This window comes from Bacteroidota bacterium (assembly GCA_018816945.1).
In the GTDB taxonomy this organism is placed as follows: domain Bacteria; phylum Bacteroidota; class Bacteroidia; order Bacteroidales.
In genome coordinates, this window is record JAHIVC010000009.1 from 1 (window position 1) to 21,503 (window position 21,503).

A 21,503-nucleotide genomic window follows, 5' to 3' on the forward strand; every position below is an offset into this window, starting at 1 on the left:
TAGTAATCCTGCCCATTTATTTCAGTCTCTCGTTTTGGACGGCTACATGCAGAAATTGAGAACTCAAGTCCGAATTCCTGATTCAGCATTTCTTTAACGATGGTAGTTTTACCTGCACCAGATGGTGCCGAAAATATGACAACTTTACCATCCATGCTTACAAAATATTAAATAATTGCTCTTTGATTTTCTCCAGTTCATCCTTCATTTGAATGACGATCTTTTGCATGTTCACTTCATTGGCCTTTGAACCTAAGGTATTGATTTCTCGTCCGATTTCCTGAGATATAAAACCCAATTTTTTACCTAAACTTCCATCGCCAACGATGGTTTCTAAAAAATAATCGCAATGCTGTTTTAACCTTACTTTTTCTTCAGTAATGTCAATTTTTTCAATATAATAAATCAACTCCTGTTCGAAACGATTCTGGTCAATATTCAACTCAGTTTGTAAGTTGTCCAGATTTTTTTGAATACGTGCCTTAATTTGATCAATGCGCGCAGTTTCAAAAGGCTCAACTTCCGCTAACAAATTTACAACTGTGTGAATTCTGTCTGTAATTTCCTTTTGTAAATGTGTACCTTCCTGCAAACGAAATTCATCAACCTGAACGATGGCATCTTTGATAATTTTTTCCAATTCGTTCCACTCACTCTCATCCAAATCTTCCTTGTCGGCTTTTAGTACATCCGGCATCTTAAGAATGATTGGCAGGAAATTTGTAAAATCAGACTGGTCAAGATCATCGGCCAGGCCTTTTAACTGATCGTAATATTTGCGGGCCAAGGTCTTATTAATTGAGAAATTTGAATCTTGACCAGTTTGTTCCAACTGTATGTTCAACTCTATTTTACCACGTTCTAATTCCTGACTGAGCAGATTTCTGATTTCAAGCTCTTTTGCTCTGTAAACAGAAGGCATTCGTGTGTTTAAATCCAGTTGTTTACTATTAAGGGTCTTGATCTCAACCGTTACTTTTTTATGATTAAGTTCAGATTCAGCTTTACCGTAACCGGTCATTGATTTGATCATAAATACTTGTTTTTAAAGCAAAGATAAGAATGATAGGCCTTATATCAAACAATATAAATTTCGATTAGATTTATTGCAGGTATCAAAATTTTGTATCTTGTTAACAAATCTGAAATGGAATTATTTTAACAGATTTCTTTTTTTACGAATGAAAAAAATTACCGAACCTTACCATATTTTTGACGATCCGATGAGGTATTATTCTTCGATGTTAGAAGACATTGAAAGTGCCAGGTATACAATTTATTTACAAACATATCGTGTTGGAAACGATTCAATTGGAATAAAATTCAGGGATGCGCTAACTAAAAAAGCAAGTCAAGGTATAAAAGTTAAAATTTTAATTGATTCGTGGGGGGGAAATGCCATTCCGGACTATTTTTTCAAAGAACTTATAGCACATAAAGGTGAGGTGCGCTATTTTGAAAAATTAAAGTTCAATTTCGATTTTTTCACCAAAGGCCATCGCCGAAATCACCGTAAATTGCTGATCATCGACAATCAGATCACTTATATAGGATCGACAAATATCACGGAATATAATTTAAACTGGCGGGAATCGGTACTTCGCCTCACTTCTGATATTGCACTCAAATTTATAATGCTATTTGATGAAGATTGGGAGAATTACAATAAAAACATCATTGACAAAAAAGTTAATTCCCGCATGGTTCGTCACGAAACATGCGAGATTTTAAGGGACGTACCATCCATTGCCATCCAACGTATAAATAAGCGATATGTCCAGTTGATTCAAAAAGCGGAAGATCAGGTACTTGTTGAAACCCCGTATTTTCTCCCGGGCTACTTACTTCGAAAAGCATTGATGGATGCTGCCAAACGTGGCGTTCAAGTCACCATTATCCTTCCGAAACATTCGGATGTTGGTTTAGTTGATATTTTAAGGAATAAATACCTCGGGCATCTTTATAAAAGCGGCATCAATTTTTTGTTTTACATTCCGCACAACCTTCACGCAAAAGTAATGCTGATTGATGATAATAGATATTCCATTGGCTCTTCCAATTTCGATTACCGCAGTTTCAGATATATGTACGAAATTGTTTTATTGGGAAAAGACCCTCAAATTATAGATCAATTGGAAACCCATTTTAGCGAAACCATTAAAAACACCCATGCTTTTGATTACGAACGTTGGTTAGATCGCCCTGTGATAAATAAGTTTTTTGAGTGGATACTCTTGCCTTTCAGGCATCTGCTTTAATTTGAAAATATGATGATTTGAAGATTTGAAAATGATCATGTGTTTTATAGTACTTACTTCCCAATAGCCATATTATCAAAATTTCAAATTAAATTTACTCTTTGTAAAAAATGGTTGCTTTCTTAATAGTGCAGATCCAAAAATCCACGATGTCAGGGAGTGGCTTGTGCGAAGGTTTGATTCGGATTTTTTTGATTTTTTGGTTCTATTATCTTGATACAAATGAACAGAATAAAATTAAATACATAATTAATTATGTCGAAATCAGCACATTTTCAAATCATCAAATTTTCAAATCAAATTTACCCTCTATCAAAAAACGGATTTTTAGAAGTTGATGTCAGCGGAATACCATAAGCAATCTTAACTTTATCCCCCAATAAATTCATATCCAAAACAGCTTGTCCAACCGTATACATGATGCGATTATCCGCACGGTTATCCATTGCAATACTGGCTGCCGATCCAATGGCAATCCCTAAATCTCCGGTATTAAAAACACATGGTATGTTTGGATGTTTATTTTTTTCGGTACAATTTTTAAACCCGCACATTCCACATTTAATCAATCCCAATGATTTAATCTCAGTGCCGAGTAAAACCATAACAGGAGAATTCAAAATATTTGCGGCATCACGAATAAAGGCCTGAGCTCCTGATTCGTTTCCAATTTCGATCATGCGATCAGAAATGGCTTTAATTTCATCCCCTTCAACCAAACTAATTACCATGTTATCGGTTCCTTTTCCTTTGGGTGCCGTTCTTGCAGCAAGCATCATTTTCTTAGCAACTTCTTTTAGCGTTGCGTTGTTTAGTTCTTGTTCGCGTATCATCAGAATCTTATTAAATTAATCAAGGTTAAAATCGGAGATAAATTTAAGTAAAATCAATTGTTTCATCCAATCTATTCTTGTTAAAATATATACCTTTGCAAAATATATTAAATATTTAAAAATTTAAATTTTCTACTGATGACGGAAATGACTTCAAAATTGGCAATGGAATTGGAAAATAAGTATGGAGCACATAATTATCATCCATTACCTGTTGTTTTAGCAAAGGGCAAAGGCGCCTTTGTTTGGGATGTAGAAGGTAAGAAATACTTTGATTTTTTATCAGCTTATTCAGCTGTGAATCAAGGCCACTGCCATCCTAAAATTGTTGATGCCATGGTTGACCAGGCTCGTACTCTTACGTTGACGTCCCGTGCATTCTATAACGACCAACTTGGTCCTTATGAAAAATTTGTGACCGAATATTTTGGTTACGATAAAGTATTACCCATGAATACGGGTGCAGAAGCAGATGAAACTGCTTTAAAATTAGCGCGCAAATGGGCTTATTTAAAAAAAGGTATTCCAGCTAATCAGGCAAAAATTATTGTTTGCGAAAACAATTTCCACGGACGAACCATAACGATTGTTTCCATGTCGACTGATCCTGATGCAAGAAAGGATTTCGGGCCATTCACACCCGGGTTTGCGACTATTCCTTATAATAATTTGGATGCCCTTGCAAAAGAACTCGAAGATCCTAATGTTGCAGCCTTTCTGGTTGAACCTATTCAGGGCGAAGCAGGTGTTTATGTTCCGGATGAAGGATATTTGAAAAAATCTTATGACATGTGTAAAGCAAAGAATGTACTTTACATCGCCGATGAGGTACAAACCGGAATTGCACGTACAGGTAAATTATTGGCTTGCGACCATGAAAATGTTCATCCTGATATTTTAATTTTAGGAAAAGCGCTTTCAGGTGGGGTTTTCCCTGTTTCCGCCGTTTTGTGCAACGATGAAATTATGCTTTGCATTAAACCGGGCGAACATGGTTCTACTTTTGGAGGAAACCCAATTGCCGGTAGGGTAGCTGTTGCTGCATTAACCGTTGTTAAAGAAGAAAAATTGGCAGAAAATGCTGAGCGTTTAGGCAAACTTTTCCGTGAAGAATTAAGAAAAATAAAATCAGACATGATTGAATTGGTTCGTGGAAAAGGTTTATTAAATGCAATCATTATCAAACCAAAGAATGGTAAAGAAGCGTGGGATGTTTGTTTAAAAATGGCTGAAAATGGTCTTTTAGCAAAGCCGACCCACGGTCATATCATTCGATTTGCGCCTCCTTTAATTATAACTGAAGCCCAAATTCTGAACGCGGTTGAAATTATCAGAGAATCAATACTTTCGTTTGAATAAAAATTATTTGAGGAGTTAATAGCTCCGTCAGTTCTATCTTCCGCCTTAGGCGGATAAATGTCGTGAACTGAAGTCACATCTCGACATGCTTCGAGCTCAGCACAACTGCTCGATATGACACAAAAAAAGCCCGCGAACTAATTCGTGGGCTTTTTTATGAATGGGTGTTTCATTTAGAAATTCCAACGCATTTTAACCCATAGTTCGTCACCTAATTCCCACCATCTATTAATGGCTGCACCGGCAAATGCATTGGTGTATTGAGTTAAATATTCTCTACACAATTGGGTTGGGTTGCCCTTTTTGGCATTTTCCTGATCTTTTGCATATAATTCTTTTGCTCTGGTTTCGACGAATTCACTTTCATCGAATAATTTATTTTCGTATTCGGCAACAACCGGATCAATTACCTTTTGTCCATCAGCCCATTTTACTAAGGCCAGGCGGCTAGCACGTCGGAAGGACCAACCTGCTGCATCACGATTGAAATGATCTTGATTATCGATGCTGAAACTATTTGGCAAATGTAAATTGCCTGCATAAATTGGGATTCTGGGAGTTGTACGAGGTAAGTCAAATCCGAACAATAATCGTCCACCAATTTCATCAGGTAACCAATCGCGCAATTGAACTACAAATGAATAAGCACAATATTGAACGGCAATCGGACGATTCCCTCCATATGAATTGGGTTTTAGGGTATTTATTAAATTTTTCATATCACGGTTCATCCATGGATGTGCAGATGGGCTGATGATTGAGTCGGTATATTCTTTTCCGTCTTTGTCTTTAAGGGTTATTGCTACCTTCAAATCTTTAATGGGGCTCCATTCAGTTCCGTCATAAGACTCACGATACAAAGCCAATACATCACGCACACTTAATTTTTCCTCAGGTTTAACAGAGAATGGTAATTCATCTGAGTTTAAATCCAATTTTAATGATGGCGCAACTTTATTGAATACATAAAAATCGCGAATTCCAAATGGTTTTCTTCCGGTATATGCTTTCCAAAATTTGAACGTTTCTTTACCATCCCAGAATTTCATTTTTTTGGCAACTTCATAAACATTCTCTGAAGCCATGTAAAAATCTTTGTTTTTTAGGTCGATTTCTCCAATTCGGCAAATATTGGCAGAAATTCCAATGTGATCATCAGGAATCCTTTGTGCAGCCCATACCCCACCAATCTTGTCAGGGCCTTCGCCCATGATCTCCATTTGCCAGACTTCCTTTTTATCGGCAATGGTTATACATTCGCCGCCATCACCATAACCATATTCTTTAATAAGGTCACCGATTAATTTTATGGCCTGTCTGGCTGTAGAGCATCTTTGCAAGGCAATGCGTTCCAATTCTTCGATCAAAAATAAACCGTTTGTGTTTTGTAATTCACGTTTGCCACCAAAGGTTGTTTCGCCAATGGCTAATTGTTTTTCATTAAGACTTGGATAGGCTGTGTTTAAATATGCAAAGGTTGATTTAGCTTCAGGAACAGTTCCTTTTAGAACAAGTTTTTCATTGCTCCATGCCGTAGAAGTATGCATTGTCCCCCAAAATACATTATGAGTGGTATCTCTTTCAAATTTCATAGCAGGAACAATGTTAACCCATGTTCGGTAATATGCATCACAAGTATGAGCAGTCATTACTGAACCATCAGTGCTGGCATGTTTGCCAACCATAATACTGGTGCAGCTTTCTTTGTAAGCCGGATCATCATCTTGAGCCTTAGTTGTTTGAACAAAACTGAAATGGGCCAAGAATAGTATCATGGCCGTTTTAAGAAGGAAATTAGCTTTCATGTTAGTTTGATTTATTTTAAAATAAGTGCTAAAGATAAAAAGAATAGCTAAATGATAAAAACTACTTGTCGTCATTAAGATAGATTTATCTACAAACACTCAAGCTTTTTATCGCAACACTATAATCTTCGCTCTCAACGTTTTTTTGGAGTTTGAACTGTAATAAAAGACATCCCTTTTGGAAACTCATTAAAATACTTTAAAATTCAAATTAGATGAGGAGAAAAAGAAATTTAAAATTTACTATTAAATTATATCTTTGAATCAAAAAGAATTACACTCAGTATTGTCAAATATTGCTATGAAACTCCAGAATAGATTAAAAAAGATTTGGATATTGGGTATATTGGGATTATGCATTATTACATCCTGCAAAAAAACGAGCGAATTCTCTTATTTTAAGGATATCAAAATGGAGATTTTATTATCTGATGACGAAGGATTTGATTTGTTTGATCCTGAATCATACACTTATTATTATCCAGACAGTATCAAAATATTTTATATTATCAACGATTTGGAGGTTGAAATGAACAACCCGCTTTTGACTCCCCCTCGTAACTTTTATGTTAATTATGCAAACGGAAGATACCGATTGCAATTATTCCCAAATCATGATGATTCAATAGAATTTCCGGTTACCCTAATAAAACTTAACAAAACTATTACTGACACCGTTCGCTGCGGTTATGAGAGAAATCCCGGTTCAATTACTTGCACTAAAGTTTGGTATAATGGTGATATTGTATGGCAAAAGAATGCACCTGATCAGGCACGTTCGTTTGAGATTATAAGATATAAAAAGAAGAAGTAATCTCGACATTAAATTTTGAGGCGGTTTTTTTAATCCCATTCTATTTGGGATATCCTTTCCCGAATTCGACACAAACATCCTTTTAAACTTTTAATCATCAGATATGTAGTTTATTAAATGTTTTGATTTGTTCGTTTTTGGGTGACCCACTGTCGAAGGCAGGAAAAAAAAGGTCGGAATTTCTTCCGACCATGACAAGGGCGAAAGCCCCCTTTTTTTGTTTTAAATGATACCTTTTATTTTAGCTTTGACCATATAGGCAGTGTGATACATAGTCGGAACTATTATCAGGGTCAAGAATGTGGAAAAGGTTAAGCCAAATATTACTGTCCATGAAAGCGGGCCCCAAAAAGTGACCATATCACCACCAATTGAAAACTGTGGGTCGAAATTCGTTAAAAGTGTATTAAAATTAATGTTCATTCCAATAGCCATTGGGATCAGTCCTAAAATTGTTGTAATAGCGGTTAACAAAACAGGTCGTAATCTGGTCTTCCCACCTTCTACAACGCAATCAATTGATTGTTCGGGATTCAACATAGCATCTTCTTCCATTCCAAGTTCCTCGCGTTTTCTACGTTTAAGTAAATCAATGTAATCTACCAAAACAATAGCATTGTTTACAACAACTCCTGCAAGAGAAACAATACCGATACCAGTCATAATAATTACAATGTCCATATTAAAGGTTGCAATCCCTCCAAATACCCCAATCGTACTAAATAAAACGCTTGTTAAAATGATCAATGGTTTTGCTACTGAATTAAATTGTGTCACCAAAATGATCAGAATTAAAGATATAGCAATAAGCAAGGCACGAGCTAAAAAGCTGGTTGATTCCTGCTGATCTTCCTGCTCGCCGGTAAATGAGTATTGGTATCCAACAGGTAATTCAATGCTTTTAAGCCGTTCTTTAATTTGGGTATTGATTTCGTTGGCATTATATCCTTCGATTACGTTAGAGTAAAGTGTAACAACCCTGTCGGTATTTTTGCGTTTTACAGCACCATAGGTTGTACTGTAATCCACGGAAACCAAAGCTGAAATTGGAATTTGAATTATTTTACCACTATTGTTCCTGAAAGTCATTTTTTGGTTTAGTAAGTCAGGCACATTATAACGATATTTATCCATCAATCTTAATTGGATGGGATATTCATCTTCACCAACTTTATAGTCTGAAATTTCTTTCCCGAATAATGCAGTCCTTATCGTCATCGCTATTTGGGCAGTTGACAATTCAAAACGTCTGGCTTTATCGCGATCGATATGAACAATCATCTCCGGCTTTCCAATATCCAAATCAATTTTAAAACCCTCGATGCCATCAATCTTTGCTTCCTCAATAAAGGTTTCAAGCGTATCAGTTAATGCAAGTATTTTAGAAAATTCTTTGCCACTGATCTCGATATTAATTGGCCTTCCGGTTGGTGGCCCCATGCTGTTTTTCTCAACAGATACTAAAACGCCAGGGTACTTTCCAATAATTGCATCACTAACCTCTTTCATTAATTCGGAAGTATTAAGTCCATCGCGGTATTCATAATCCACAAACGTAACAGTTATGCGGCCCTTATGGGGGGTTTCCCCTACTGCCAAGAAATCATTCTCGCTATTTGAGCCGGAACCAACATTTGTAAGCACCGATTCAACTACTTTACTGTAAGGTTTTAAAACCTCAATCACTTTATCTTCGAGAGTCGACATAAACTCGTTTGAAACAGTGATGTCTGTACCAATAGGCAACTCGGCCAATACATTAATGTATTTAGGCTCACCATCGGGGAAGAACAATATTTTGGGTTGTCTGAGGCCAAGAAGGATTAATGTCACAAATAAAAGAACAAAAGTCCCTACAATAGAATAGTATGGATTTCTTTTTCTCAACGCGAATTGCAAGACTTTTAAATAAAAGTTTTCAAGTCGAGGTAAGCCAACATCTTGAAACCATTGTCCTTTTGATTTAAAATAGTAAACATTGAACAAGGTAACCAAAGAGACAATCACAATTAAATTTGCGATTACATAACTCCCCATTGCATAAAAGATGGCAGCTATTGCCATAAGTATCAAAACACGAATATTGACTTTTCTTTTATTGCTTGGTTTTAATTGTTGAATAGGATTGAATGTAGCAGCAAAAACAGGGATAATAACCAACGCTACGAATAAAGACGAAGTTAGTACTACAACTAAAGTTATGGGTAGGTATTTCATGAATTCACCAATGATCGAGTCCCAAAAAATTAAAGGGAAAAAAGCGGCCAACGTAGTCAATGTCGATGAAATAATTGGCATGGCAATCTCTCCAACAGCATCTTTGGCTGATCTGAACATACCATATCCTTTATTGTTAAAGCGAACAATATTTTCGACAACAACAATAGCATTGTCAACAAGCATTCCCAATGCAAGGATTAAAGCGAATAGAACCATCATATTAATACGATAGCCCATTAGCGATAAGATAACAAAAGAGAGGAACATCGACATTGGTATTGCAAAACCTACAAAAAGCGCATTACGGGTCCCTAAAAAGAAAAATAAAACAATGATCACAAATAACATCCCCAGGATAATACTGTTCTCTAGGTTGCTTAGTTGCATCCGAACCATCGCGGAGGTATCGTTCGTGATCGAAATGTTCAGGTTTGCAGGTAAAGAGTGTTCATTTTTAGCTTTATCCAGAATTTCAAACACCTGATCTGTTGTAGCCAGAATGTTTTCACCACTTTTTTTAACTATCTGAAGCGATACCACCGGTTGTTTATTCAAGCGTGCAAAACTATTGGGCTCTGCAAACCCATCAATAACTTCGGCAATATCCTTTAGGTAAACAATATTTTGATCTTCGTTTTTGATGATGATGTTTTCAATTTCCTTCATGCTGGTGAACTCTCCCATCGTTCTGATAGATCTGCGAGTTCCTCCCAATTTAATTTCTCCTCCTGAAATTGAAAGATTCTCAGCAGCGATCGCATTTTCTATATCATCGAAATTAAGTTGATTGGATGCCAGTTTATGCATGTCAACGTTGATCTTGATTTCGCGCTCATTTATCCCGGTAATATCAACCCGGGCAACTTCATTTATGGTTTCAATCTCCTCTTCAAGAAATTCAGCATATTTTTTGAGTTCGATCAAACTATAATCACCTGATAAATTGATATTGATGATCGGAAATTCTGACATTTCAATATCATCAACTACCGGGTCGCTATCCAAATCATTGGGTAATTTACTTTTTGCTTTATCAACAGCGTCTTTAACATCAGTTAATGCTTTCGAAATTTCAATATTTGTATTAAACTCTATAAAAACCAATGAATAATCCTGCGCAGAAGTTGAGGTCATTTTTTTAATGCCTTTAATGGTCTCAATTTCTCTCTCCAATGGTCGACTGATGAGGTTTTCAATATCAACGGGTGCGTTGCCCGGATAAACTGTTGTAACTAATATCCATGGTACTGAAATATCAGGTTGTAATTCTTTTGGAAGCTGAACATATGAAAATAACCCAAAGGCAGCTAATGCAATCGTTAGGAGAAATACCGTATTTTTATTTTTAATAGCCAGAGTGGTTAGCTTAAACTCTCTGATTACTTTTTCAACATTTTCTTTCATACTTATCTAATAAACATTATTCAGATAAAACTTAATTTATTTTAATTTCAGATCCATCGGATATTAGATTATATCCTTCGATGATTACTTTTTCGCCCACTGATAATCCTTCAACAATCATGGTTTGATCCTTAAAAGAAACCCCTGTTTTTACATATCTTTTTTTGGAAACCAACTGAGAGTTGGCCTGCTCGGCAACATATAAGAAAGAACCTTTTATATCCTGCTTTATAATGATGGATGGAACGACCAAAGTTGCGTCGGATGAAAAATCATTAATCCTGATAACGGCCAATCCGTTAGGTTTTAGCATTTCATTTTTATTATTGATTTGTAGTTGAATGTTTACCGTTCGGTTATTGGGGTTAATAATGTTTCCGACACGATGGATCGGAACGACCATATCGAGCTCGGGAAAGCTCGGGAAGCTCAATTCAACTTTATCCCCTTTGTGAACAGAAGGCAAGTAAGATTCTGAAATATCAGCATTGATATTTAGTTTGGTAAGACTAACCAGTTCCATCATTTGCATCCCGGGTGTGGCCAATTCTCCTTCTTTTTGAATAACATTATCAATAATTCCATCAAAAGGAGCTTTGATAAATGCTAATTCTAATTGTGCCTTAATGGTTTCTAACTTATCCTCCAGAGCTTCCTTGGTATTTTTAGCGGTCAGATAGTCGATTTCGGATCCAATATTTTGATCCCACAAATTCTTTTGCTTAGCGAAAATAGTGGTAGCTAATCTTAAACCTGTGCTAATTTCATCCATACTTTTTTCAATCATGGAGGTATTTAATTTGGCAAGTAATTTCCCCTCGCTGACATGCTCACCTTCTTTCACGTAGATATTCTTAATTTGTCCGGACATTTCAGGACTGATAAATGCAGCATTTACAGCCTCAATATTACCGCTAATTTCAATAAAGTGACTAAAAGATTCCGGCTTAAGCTCTTTAACGGCAACCAAACTTTTATAAGATTGAATGGTTGTGGCATCCTGAGAATTTTCTAGCTCCTTTTCCAAAGTTGCAATTCTATTTTGAATTGTATTTAATTCTGTTTTTAAATTAGTAAGTTCAGCCTTTTTAGCCTCATTATCCGATTTAGAGCCACAACTGGCCAAACTCAACATCAATACTGCAATAATTAATTTTTTCATCTGTTTATTTGTTTATTTTTTTTAGTTCCTGATTTAAAAATTCATGTCCTTTTTCGCTAACGATTCCATGAAGATGATATGAATACATTTCTTTGATAAAATGAGGAGATGTGATTTCCTCAAAAGTAAAATTGTCACTTTCGATAATACTTTCAGATAGATGAATAATAATCCGTTTAACTACATTCACATCCAGGTTTTCTCGATATAGACCCTCAATCATCCCTTTTTTTAAATTTGTTTCAAAAAAAGAAGAGAGTTTTTCGTTTCTGTTTTTACGAAAAACACTATATATTTCCGGATAAAATTTTTGAAGATCAAATATCATATTGGCTGAATGAGACTGGTGCATTTCGGTAAAAAAACGAACCACTGCTAAAACTTCTTCGATGGCATTAAAGGAAGGATCCAGCAAACTTTCAATTCTTTTTGAATTTTCTTTAAAAGTTGCTGCAACAACCTTGCTGATCAGTTCTTCCTTATCTTTCACAAAACGGTATAGTGTCTTTTTTGAAATCCCTTGGTTGGTTGAAATATCATCCATTGAAACACTCCTGATCCCATAAGTACTAAAAAGCTCTAAGGACTTTTTTAAAATACTTTCTTCTTTTTCACTACAACACATACCTAATCTGCTTTAAAATTTATTCAGTAAATAATTTCTCCAAAGCTATCTTGGCATTAACCAATTCCAGGATTGCATTATTATGTTCTGATTCCGCTGCTAAATACTGATTATAGGCCTGCAATAAATCCATGTTTGACGAAATACCTTCCGAGAATTTCAAACTTGTATTTTGATATATTTTTTTAGCCAATTTCAAACTTGTATGTTTATTGTCGAGAATGAGTAAAGCATTTTTAAAATTGGTTTTTGTATTCTTTTCTTCAATAGTAAGACTTTCCTGTAATTGCATCCCCATTTCTTTAACTTTCTGAAGATTTAGTTTTGCTTGCTGAACCTTGGAACCTCTTGAGCCGCTGCTAAAAATTGGGATATCCATTTGCAAGCCCCATACCGTTGTTGGATACCAGCGCTCACCGCCAGACAAGAAGTTATATTTATCACGCATTGCGTTGGTTTGGGCAGTGAAAAAACCTGAAATTGAAGGTAAATAAGTCGATTGTTCGTTTTTAAGGGATAATCGAGACAAGTCTTTCTGGTTCTCTAATATTTTATAATCAATATGATGATTAAAATCGAAAGGCGCGATCAATAATGAGGTTTCAGAGTATTGTGATAAAAGACTTTCTATCTGATCACTTAAATAAATGGGTTCATTTATATCGAAGCCCATCAATAGTTTGAGGTAATAACGAGCAAGCACAATTTGATTGTTTACATAGACAAGGGTAGCTTCTAGATCTTTAACCATCAAATTAATCTGATCCACATTCAGCTCTTCAATAAAACCTTGTTTGTAAATTTCGGCAGTTTCTGAGGCCATATTTATTAAGCTTTTTAATGTACTGTCCAATACAATCTTATTTTGTTCTGTAGTCAGTACAAGAAAATAAGCTTTCGAAATTTGCTCTTTTGTGTCAATGTTACTCTTTACAAGTTGAACCTTTGATTGATCCAAATAGGCTCTTGCCGCTTGCAAGCCCACAAGATATGAACCATTAAAAATGAGTTGGGCTACAGATAATTCGGCAGTTGCATTATATTTAGTACCAAATTGAGCTGGAAAAAACGTGGCATCTCCTAAGGGATTTATCGGAGTCAATCCAAAATCATCTTCATTAACTTTATGTATGATTGGGGAAAGAAAATCCGGCATAAGGGTAGTAGGAATATTAATATAATTTGTATTGGTTATTTTCCCATTTACTTGTGGCAGCCCAATGGCTGTGGTTTCTCTAACTTTTTGACGTGCTAATTCAACATCGGTTTGGGCATTTTTTACATTATGGTTATTCATTAATGCAAATTCAATGGCTTCATCGAGTGAAAAGGAGGACTTATTTTGTGTGTAAGCTATATTCCAAAATGAAATTAAAGCAAGGATAAGTACTGTTAAGCTAATATTTCTCATTTGTTTTAAATTGAAGGTGTGTTGAGTGATTTTATTTTCTCTTCGTAATATTGAAGACCTTTACTATTGGCTATTCCCCTAATGAGGTGATCAAACATGAAATTGAATAACGTGTCGTATGAAAATTTTTCGGGAGGGAAAAATTCAGGATTGTGCAGATCAATCAATCGGCTTATGAACAATCGGGCAACCAACTCAATGCTTAGGTCCTTACGGTAAAAGCCTTGGTCAATACCTTTGGTTAAATTTATTTTAATCTTTTCAAACACAAAATTCTGCCTGATTTCAAAATGCTGTTGATAAAGCTCAGGGTAATATTTATTCAAATCATAAGTTAATGAAGGATAAACATCTTTAAAACGCAAAGCCACCTCTTTACCAACAGTTAACAAGATATCAATTGCGTTAACTCCTTCAAAATTATATTCATCAAAAATTGATTTGAATCGCTCTCTTTCAAATTCTAACAGTTTAATGACAAAATCATTCTTGGTCTTAATATGGCTATTAAAATCAGTTTTTGAAACAGCTAGCTTAGTTCTTATTTCATTAAGTGACATGCTACGAATGCCATAAGTAAAAGAAAGATTTCGGGCCTTTTCCATCATTTCTTGTAAGCGTTGATCCATTTTTTTAGGATTAAATTTTCGGCAAATATAAAAAAAATATTATATGGGAAACAAAATAATAGTTAAAAGTTTCCATAGTTTCCATATTTGTCTTACATGAAATATAAATTCTCATTAATAGTGATGGGTAGGATGCAAAAATATATTCATAGATTAAAGTTTAATGGTTATCGATATGTTATTATGAGGGCTGATTTTTATACCAAAAAAATAATATATTTGCATCACTCACAAAAATGGCTGTTATTAATATTATCTTCTTATGAAAAAGAAAATCCCTCTTTGGTTAAAAATTATCATTGGCATGATCCTCGGAGTTGTTTGGGGTCTTATTGCTGTTAATATTGGATTTGAGAAGTTTACTGCCGATTGGATTAAACCTTGGGGTACTATTTTTATCAAATTATTAAAATTAATAGCAGTGCCTTTAATTTTTATTTCACTGGTTAAAGGGGTAACCAGTATAACTGATATTTCAAAACTTTCGCGTATTGGGATTAAAACAATTTCTCTTTATCTGGCCTCAACTGTTATTTCAATAATAATTGGTTTGGTACTGGTAAATGTGCTCACACCGGGTGCTACTTTCCCTGAGCAGAAGCGAAAGGAATTCCAGGCACAATATGAACAAACCGTAAAAGAAAAAGAAATTCAAGCTGCCGAAGTTAAAGATCGTTCCCCACTTTATATTATCGAGGAAATGGTCCCGGATAATATTTTTCTGGCAATGAGTGATAATACCAAGATGTTGCAGGTAATATTTTTCTCAATATTATTTGCCTTCTCCATGATCCTTTTGGAAAGCTCAAAAGTTTTAGCAGTTAAAAATTTGTTTGACAGCTTAAACGACATTGTTTTGAAAATTGTGGACATTATTATGAAATTTGCACCGATTGGCGTATTTGCATTGTTAGCCTCTTTGGTTACAGATTTTTCGGGTGATGCAGATTTATTTCTTGCATTAGGTAAATATGCACTACTTGTTTGTCTGGGTCTTGTTGGATTAATTGTATTCTTGTATCCTCCATTTATATTATTATTTACTAAGATTAAACTTAAAACCTTTTTTAAAGCACTGTTTCCTGTTCAAATGGTGGCATTTTCAACCAGTTCAAGTGCTGCAACCTTACCAGTAACTCTGCGTCAATGTACAAAAGAATTAGGGGTATCAGAAGGGGTGGCGAATTTTGTTTTACCGGTTGGTGTGACCATCAACATGAACGGAACTTCTTTTTATCAATGTATATCCGCAATTTTTATAGCTCAGGTTTTTGGTCTGGATTTAACACTTATGCAACAATTAACGATCGTCCTTACTGCAACCCTTGCTTCTATTGGAACACCGGGGGTTCCCGGGGGAGGTATCATCATGATGGTGATCGTTTTGAGTGCCTCTGGTATACCGGCTGAAGGTTTAGCATTAATCTTAGGAATTGACCGCCCGTTGGATATGATACGTACAGCTGTTAATGTAACAGGTGATGCAGCAGTATCGGCCATTGTAGCACACAGTGAAAATGAACTTGATTATTCCGTACAAAAAAATTTCTCTTCTTAAAATAAAATAATAAAACCGGATTATTATGTGGAAAAAACTACCTATTTGGGGAAAGATCATTATCGGGATGGTTCTTGGTTTAATTTGGGGTTTAATTGCTACAAAGATTGGGGGCGAAAAGTTTACCCTTGATTGGATCAAGCCTTTTGGGACAATATTCTTAAAGCTTTTAAAAATGATCGCGGTACCCTTGATTTTTGTATCACTGGTAAAGGGGATTTCAAGCCTAACGGATATGTCAAAACTTTCCAGGATTGGCATGAAAACTATGATTTATTATATTGTCACAACTTTAATTGCCACATCCTTCGGAATTTTAGTTGGGCATATAGCACAGCCCGGAAACACCTTCCCTCCTGAAAAGAAAGCAATATATCAACAAAAGTGGGAGAAAACACTAAACGATAAACAGCAATTGGCAGACGAATCAAAATCATATCCTTTAAGTTTTGTTGAAGATATGGTTCCGGACAATTTTTTTCTGGCAGCTTCGGATAATACAAAAATGTTGCAGATTATTTTCTTCGCCATTTTGTTCGCGGTTGCAATGGTGATGTTGGGCCAAAAAAGTGTTTATGTGAGCGATTTTATAGGATCGTTAAATTTCATTGTCCTTAAAATCATTGACATTATTATGAAGTATGCCCCAATTGGGGTATTTGCACTTTTGGCAGGGGTTATTGTTGATTTTTCGGGTGATGCAGATATTTTCATTGCACTCGGAAGATATTTCTTTACCGTTGTAATCGGTTTGCTATCAATCATTTTTATTTTCTACTCAGCATATATTAAATTATTTACCAGAGTTAAACTTAAGGATTTTTATAAGGCAATGTTACCGGCTCAATTGGTTGCCTTTTCAACAAGCTCCAGTGCGGCAACACTTCCTGTAACAATGAAGCAGAATGTTGAAGAATTGGGAGCTTCCGAAAAGGTATCCAATTTTGTTCTGCCTGTAGGTGTAACTATCAATATGGATGCTACAGCCTTTTATCAGGCTGTGGCTGCATTGTTTATTGCACAGGTCTATGGAATTGAACTAAGTATCGGACAACAAATAATTATTGTTCTAACCGCAACATTATCCTCGATCGGAACACCTGCAGTTCCGGGTGGCAGTATTGTAATGATCCTGATTGTTATGGGAAGTGTTGGATTGCCTGTGGAAGGTATTGCCTTGGTTTTAGGGGTTGATCGTCCATTGGATATGTTAAGAACGGTAATTAATGTTACAGGCGATTCTACCATCAATTTAATTATCTCTCAATCAGAAGGTGAATTAAATTACCCCGTGGATAAAACCAAGATCTCAGAATCCTAGTCTTACTGGCTCAATAATACTTTTCTATTTTGGCAGAAGCTTTTTGTTTTTCTTTCTGAATTAGTTGTAACTTAGGTTCACAATCATTCATAGATAATAAAGTGGAAGAAAAGAAAACTAAGCGCATAGGAATACTCACAGCCGGTGGAGATTGTCCTGGTTTAAATGCAGCAATCAGAGGGGTTGGAAAAACAGCAATCATCAAACACGGAATGGAAGTCATAGGATTTTCATCCGGCTTTTCGGGATTGATCCATAAAGATTATGTGACTTTAAGCGAAAGTCAGTTGTCAGGAATTCTGACTCTAGGTGGTACTATTCTTGGAACGTCCCGTGAGAAACCATTCAAAAAAACAGCCAAGGATCTAAACTTTGAAAATAAACCAAAGCTCATCAAAAAAACTTATGATGAATTGGCTCTCGATTGTTTGGTTTGTATAGGTGGAAATGGGACACAAAAAAATGCGGCTAAGCTTGCTGAAGCAGGAATGAATGTGATCGGAATCCCAAAAACGATCGATAATGATGTTTGGGGAACAGATGTTACATTTGGCTTCGAATCGGCACTTTCAGTTGCTACTGAAGCAATCGACCGACTTCATTCCACTGCAAATTCACATAAGCGAATAATGGTCATCGAGATTATGGGTCATCATGCAGGTTGGCTGGCATTATATGCAGGCATGGCTGGTGGAGGTGATATTATTTTAATTCCGGAAATAAAATATGACCTTGATGCAATCTATAAGTATTTACTGAACCGTGCAGAACAAAAGAAGTCGTACTCGATCGTTGTAGTTGCGGAAGGAATAGAGAAACCCAAGAATAAATCTGCAGCCCGATATATTTCACAAAAAATCAGGAACAATACCGGATTAGAATCACGGGAAACCATCCTTGGATATGTGCAACGTGGAGGAAGTCCCAGTGCCATGGACCGGATCTTGGCAACTCGTTTTGGTGCATATGCTGCCGATCTTATTTCGAATGAAGATTATGGCAAAATGGTATGTAAAAATGGAGAAACGATCGTATCAATTCCATTAAGTGATGTAGGGGGAAAGCTGAGAAATGTTCCCCTTGATCATCCGCTCATTAAAAAAGCACGCGGCTTAGGTGTCTGTTTTGGAGATGCTTATCTTCAAAAATAAAGTCAGCTTGATTAAATAATCAAATCACCTAAACTTCTTTTCGGGACATGATGTACGCCATTTTTGTCTCGCCAGTACTTTATATCATCTGAATTTATTTGCTCAATTACTACCTTTTCTTTAGGGTATCCTAAGGCAATTATTAACACAATTTCCAGATGTTCTGGAAGGTTTAGCATCGTGTGGAGCTCTGTTTTTTTTATGGAGCCAATAATACATCCACCTAGCCCCAATTCTACAGCACCCAATAAAATACTTTGACATGCAATTCCGGGATCATGTCCAAAATTATTCGTGAGGGTAGTATCTACTAATTGAATAATGTAAGCAGAGGGTCTTTCACCCATAATTGGGCCATCCCAATCTTTTAAATACCCTGCCCAAGCTACATTTGGAAAGATAATTCCATTGGGGTTTTCATCGTTTGACAAGAAATATTTGAGTGGCTGTAAATTCTTGCCTGAAGGAGATAATCTGGCCAAATCAACCAAAGAAATCAAGGTTTCTTTCGAAATTGATTTTTCTTCATAAAACCTACGGTAACTTCGATTTTTTTTGATTAAGTCTTTTAACATTGGGTAAAAAGATTAAAATGATGATCATTTAATCCGCCTTTGCGTTCGCTTCGGCGGACGAGAAGGCTGTGGTTTAATCCTCTTGGGCTAACCCAGAATAAGGACAAAGAGCTTGCTCTGGGGTTAATACCATTTATTTTATTTAATCGATTTTTTCATTCAGAGAAAAATAATCTCATTCAAAAATAATCACTCAACAATCGTCATCTCTTCAACCAAATGCCCTGCACCTGCAAACTTATCGATGATGAATAAGCAATACCGTATATCAACGGATATGTTACGGCAAAATTCAGGATCATAATAAAAATCGCTCATGGTTCCTTCCCAAACCCTATCGAAATTCAGGCCCAATAAATGTCCGTCAGCATTTAAAATGGGGCTTCCTGAATTGCCACCGGAAGTATGGTTGGTAGCAATAAAACACACATGCATACTACCGTCTTTATCGGCATAAGGGCCGTAATCTTTATTCTTATACAACGATTTTAATTTAGCTTCAACCACGTAATCATAGATGTTCGGATCTTCTTTTTCCATGATCCCTGCCATGGTTGTGAAATGTTTATATGCCACACCGTCAATTGGATCAAATGGTTTTACCTTTCCATAGCTGATCCGGAGAGTAGAGTTTGCATCAGGATAGAACCTTTTATTTGGCTGCATTTCCATTTGGGCAAGCATATACACCCTTTGTAATCGGGCCAGCTGATTTTCCAGTTTTGTAATTTCAGGCTTTAATTTTCCATCATCCAGTTTTGCCAAGTCTTCAGCAAGTTTGTAAGCAGGATCGTTTTTCAGTTTATCTAATTTACCAAATACGGCATTTTTTAAAAACTCAGACAACACGGATTCGGATGCAAAAATTGATTTTGCGAAAATATAGTCGGCATATTTCCCGATATTTCCTTTATACTTCGACTGAATGGTGCTAAAAAAATCAGGCAGAAACTCTTTATCACAACCTTGTTGATACATGCCGATTATTTTTTCAAAAACCTCCCTGTCAATAGGTTGATGGTAATCTTTAAAAAATTTGACGACATCTTCCTGTTTTTTCGCCAAGGCTTTGTCAAATTTTGATTGTTCGTCGATTTCGATCAGGCTCTTAAAATCAGATACAAACTTAATGAGTTCCACACCATAAGCCGCTTCACTGATGTAAGTGGCGGCTTTTTTATAAGATTTAAGCCTTGCATAAATTCCCTCAAATTGGGGGATCAAATCGCCATATTCGGCCTTTAATTGAGGGCTCGAATTGGCCCATTTTATAAATTCCTGCTCGTATGCTTGTTTTTTACCAACAACTTCATTGCGCACGATTCCCTTATTGGCCCCGATCCATTTTTTCCAGGCATTGGACACACCATACGATTTCGATGCATATTTGATGCGCACCAATGGATCCTGTTCCACATATTTATTGAATATATTTAACCGTTGTGTACGAACATCAATGATGACAGGATTAACCACGTTTGCGGTTAAATCCAACCCAAATGAAGGGATGTATTCATCGGTACGGCCGGGATATCCAAAAACAAAGGTAAAATCACCTACATCGGCACCTTTCAATGAAATTGGAATGTGGTATTTTGGTTTGTAAGGCACGTTGTCTTTTGAATAATCGGCAGGCTTATTGTCTTTGCCCGCATAAATCCTGAAAATGGAAAAATCTCCGGTATGGCGGGGCCACATCCAGTTGTCGGTATCTCCCCCAAATTTCCCGATATTTGAAGGAGGGGCACCAACCAATCGTACATCTTTATAGGTTTCGGTAAGAAACATGAAATATTGGTTTCCATAGTAAAAAGGCTTAATGCTTACTTCGTATCCGCTTTCCTTTTCCATTTTGGCGGTAATATCCTTAATATTTTTTTTGATGATGGAATCCCTGGCATCTTCAGTCATTGATTTTTCGACACCCTTTAAGACATCTATAGTTACTTCATCAATGCGGATTAAAAAACGGGCAAACATACCTGGGTTTGGCAGCTCTTCAGATTTGTTCATGGCCCAGAAACCATCAGTTAAATAATCATGTTCGAGGGTACTGTGTTGTTGAATCCTCGAATATCCGCAATGATGGTTTGTAATAAGCAATCCCTGATCGGATATGACCTCTGCAGAACATCCACCAATATGTACAATGGCATCTTTTAAACTCGAATGATTGATGTCGTAGATATCCTTAGCAGTTATGCGCATACCCAGATCTATCATTTCACGTTCATTTAGTTTTTGCAATAAGGAAGGTATCCACATACCTTCTTCAGCATTAAGGCTGGCAAAACTTAGAAAGGCAATAAATAAGGTTAAAAAGAGCTTTTTCATGGGTTAAAATTTTAATTAATCAGATTTATATCTTGAGACTAAGA

Annotated in this window: 17 protein-coding genes; 6 read left to right on the plus strand and 11 right to left on the minus strand. The window is 36.0% G+C overall.

Annotation, left to right across the window (positions count from 1 at the left end):
- The coding region (locus KKG99_01100; GenBank protein MBU1011575.1) for a guanylate kinase at positions 1 to 155 on the minus strand (155 nt) is incomplete at its 3' end.
- A 2-nt stretch (positions 156 to 157) separates the two neighbouring features.
- Positions 158 to 1,033, minus strand: coding sequence for a YicC family protein (locus KKG99_01105; GenBank protein ID MBU1011576.1), 876 nt, complete (start codon positions 1,031 to 1,033; stop codon positions 158 to 160).
- 148 nt (positions 1,034 to 1,181) lie between these two features.
- Here KKG99_01105 and KKG99_01110 point away from each other — a divergent pair, with 148 nt between their 5' ends.
- Positions 1,182 to 2,258, plus strand: a complete 1,077-nt coding sequence (locus tag KKG99_01110) for a phosphatidylserine/phosphatidylglycerophosphate/cardiolipin synthase family protein (protein ID MBU1011577.1) — start codon at positions 1,182 to 1,184, stop codon at positions 2,256 to 2,258.
- Between the two features lie 302 nt (positions 2,259 to 2,560).
- Here KKG99_01110 and KKG99_01115 read toward each other — a convergent pair whose 3' ends face one another.
- Positions 2,561 to 3,091 carry a ferredoxin gene (locus tag KKG99_01115; protein MBU1011578.1) on the minus strand — a complete coding sequence of 177 codons (531 nt, stop codon included), beginning with the start codon at positions 3,089 to 3,091 and terminating at the stop codon, positions 2,561 to 2,563.
- A gap of 138 nt (positions 3,092 to 3,229) precedes the next feature.
- Here KKG99_01115 and rocD point away from each other — a divergent pair, with 138 nt between their 5' ends.
- A complete protein-coding gene (gene rocD / locus KKG99_01120; protein MBU1011579.1) occupies positions 3,230 to 4,450 on the plus strand; it encodes an ornithine--oxo-acid transaminase in 1,221 nt (406 codons plus the stop codon).
- Between the two features lie 173 nt (positions 4,451 to 4,623).
- Here rocD and KKG99_01125 read toward each other — a convergent pair whose 3' ends face one another.
- Entirely contained in the window at positions 4,624 to 6,135 is a 1,512-nt protein-coding gene (locus KKG99_01125; GenBank protein MBU1011580.1) for a C69 family dipeptidase, read from the minus strand.
- Between the two features lie 532 nt (positions 6,136 to 6,667).
- Here KKG99_01125 and KKG99_01130 point away from each other — a divergent pair.
- Positions 6,668 to 7,069 (plus strand): hypothetical protein, encoded by a 402-nt coding sequence (locus KKG99_01130; protein ID MBU1011581.1) that lies wholly within the window; start codon positions 6,668 to 6,670, stop codon positions 7,067 to 7,069.
- 222 nt (positions 7,070 to 7,291) lie between these two features.
- Here KKG99_01130 and KKG99_01135 read toward each other — a convergent pair whose 3' ends face one another.
- From KKG99_01135 to KKG99_01155, 5 genes are read right to left on the minus strand one after another with little or no spacing between them, the layout of a single operon-like run.
- On the minus strand, positions 7,292 to 10,693 hold the full coding sequence (locus tag KKG99_01135; protein ID MBU1011582.1) for an efflux RND transporter permease subunit: 3,402 nt from the start codon (positions 10,691 to 10,693) through the stop codon (positions 7,292 to 7,294).
- A gap of 31 nt (positions 10,694 to 10,724) precedes the next feature.
- Positions 10,725 to 11,855: an efflux RND transporter periplasmic adaptor subunit gene (locus KKG99_01140; GenBank protein ID MBU1011583.1), complete on the minus strand. Its 1,131-nt coding sequence runs from the start codon at positions 11,853 to 11,855 to the stop codon at positions 10,725 to 10,727.
- Between the two features lie 4 nt (positions 11,856 to 11,859).
- Positions 11,860 to 12,480 carry a TetR/AcrR family transcriptional regulator gene (locus KKG99_01145; protein MBU1011584.1) on the minus strand — a complete coding sequence of 207 codons (621 nt, stop codon included), beginning with the start codon at positions 12,478 to 12,480 and terminating at the stop codon, positions 11,860 to 11,862.
- Positions 12,481 to 12,499: 19 nt separating this feature from the next.
- A complete protein-coding gene (locus KKG99_01150; protein ID MBU1011585.1) occupies positions 12,500 to 13,891 on the minus strand; it encodes a TolC family protein in 1,392 nt (463 codons plus the stop codon).
- Between the two features lie 5 nt (positions 13,892 to 13,896).
- Positions 13,897 to 14,520 carry a hypothetical protein gene (locus tag KKG99_01155; GenBank protein ID MBU1011586.1) on the minus strand — a complete coding sequence of 208 codons (624 nt, stop codon included), beginning with the start codon at positions 14,518 to 14,520 and terminating at the stop codon, positions 13,897 to 13,899.
- 262 nt (positions 14,521 to 14,782) lie between these two features.
- Here KKG99_01155 and KKG99_01160 point away from each other — a divergent pair, with 262 nt between their 5' ends.
- The 3 genes from KKG99_01160 (at position 14,783) to KKG99_01170 (ending at position 18,550) form a co-directional block, all read left to right on the plus strand.
- Entirely contained in the window at positions 14,783 to 16,078 is a 1,296-nt protein-coding gene (locus KKG99_01160; GenBank protein MBU1011587.1) for a dicarboxylate/amino acid:cation symporter, read from the plus strand.
- A 25-nt stretch (positions 16,079 to 16,103) separates the two neighbouring features.
- Positions 16,104 to 17,399 carry a dicarboxylate/amino acid:cation symporter gene (locus tag KKG99_01165; GenBank protein MBU1011588.1) on the plus strand — a complete coding sequence of 432 codons (1,296 nt, stop codon included), beginning with the start codon at positions 16,104 to 16,106 and terminating at the stop codon, positions 17,397 to 17,399.
- Positions 17,400 to 17,500: 101 nt separating this feature from the next.
- Positions 17,501 to 18,550 (plus strand): 6-phosphofructokinase, encoded by a 1,050-nt coding sequence (locus KKG99_01170; GenBank protein ID MBU1011589.1) that lies wholly within the window; start codon positions 17,501 to 17,503, stop codon positions 18,548 to 18,550.
- Positions 18,551 to 18,561: 11 nt separating this feature from the next.
- On the opposite strand, the gene KKG99_01175 is transcribed toward KKG99_01170, so the two are convergent.
- The gene (locus tag KKG99_01175; protein MBU1011590.1) at positions 18,562 to 19,125 is read right to left on the minus strand and encodes a nitroreductase family protein; all 564 of its coding nucleotides are present in this window, start codon (positions 19,123 to 19,125) and stop codon (positions 18,562 to 18,564) included.
- Between the two features lie 189 nt (positions 19,126 to 19,314).
- Entirely contained in the window at positions 19,315 to 21,459 is a 2,145-nt protein-coding gene (locus KKG99_01180; GenBank protein ID MBU1011591.1) for a S46 family peptidase, read from the minus strand.
- Positions 21,460 to 21,503: the final 44 nt, after the last annotated feature.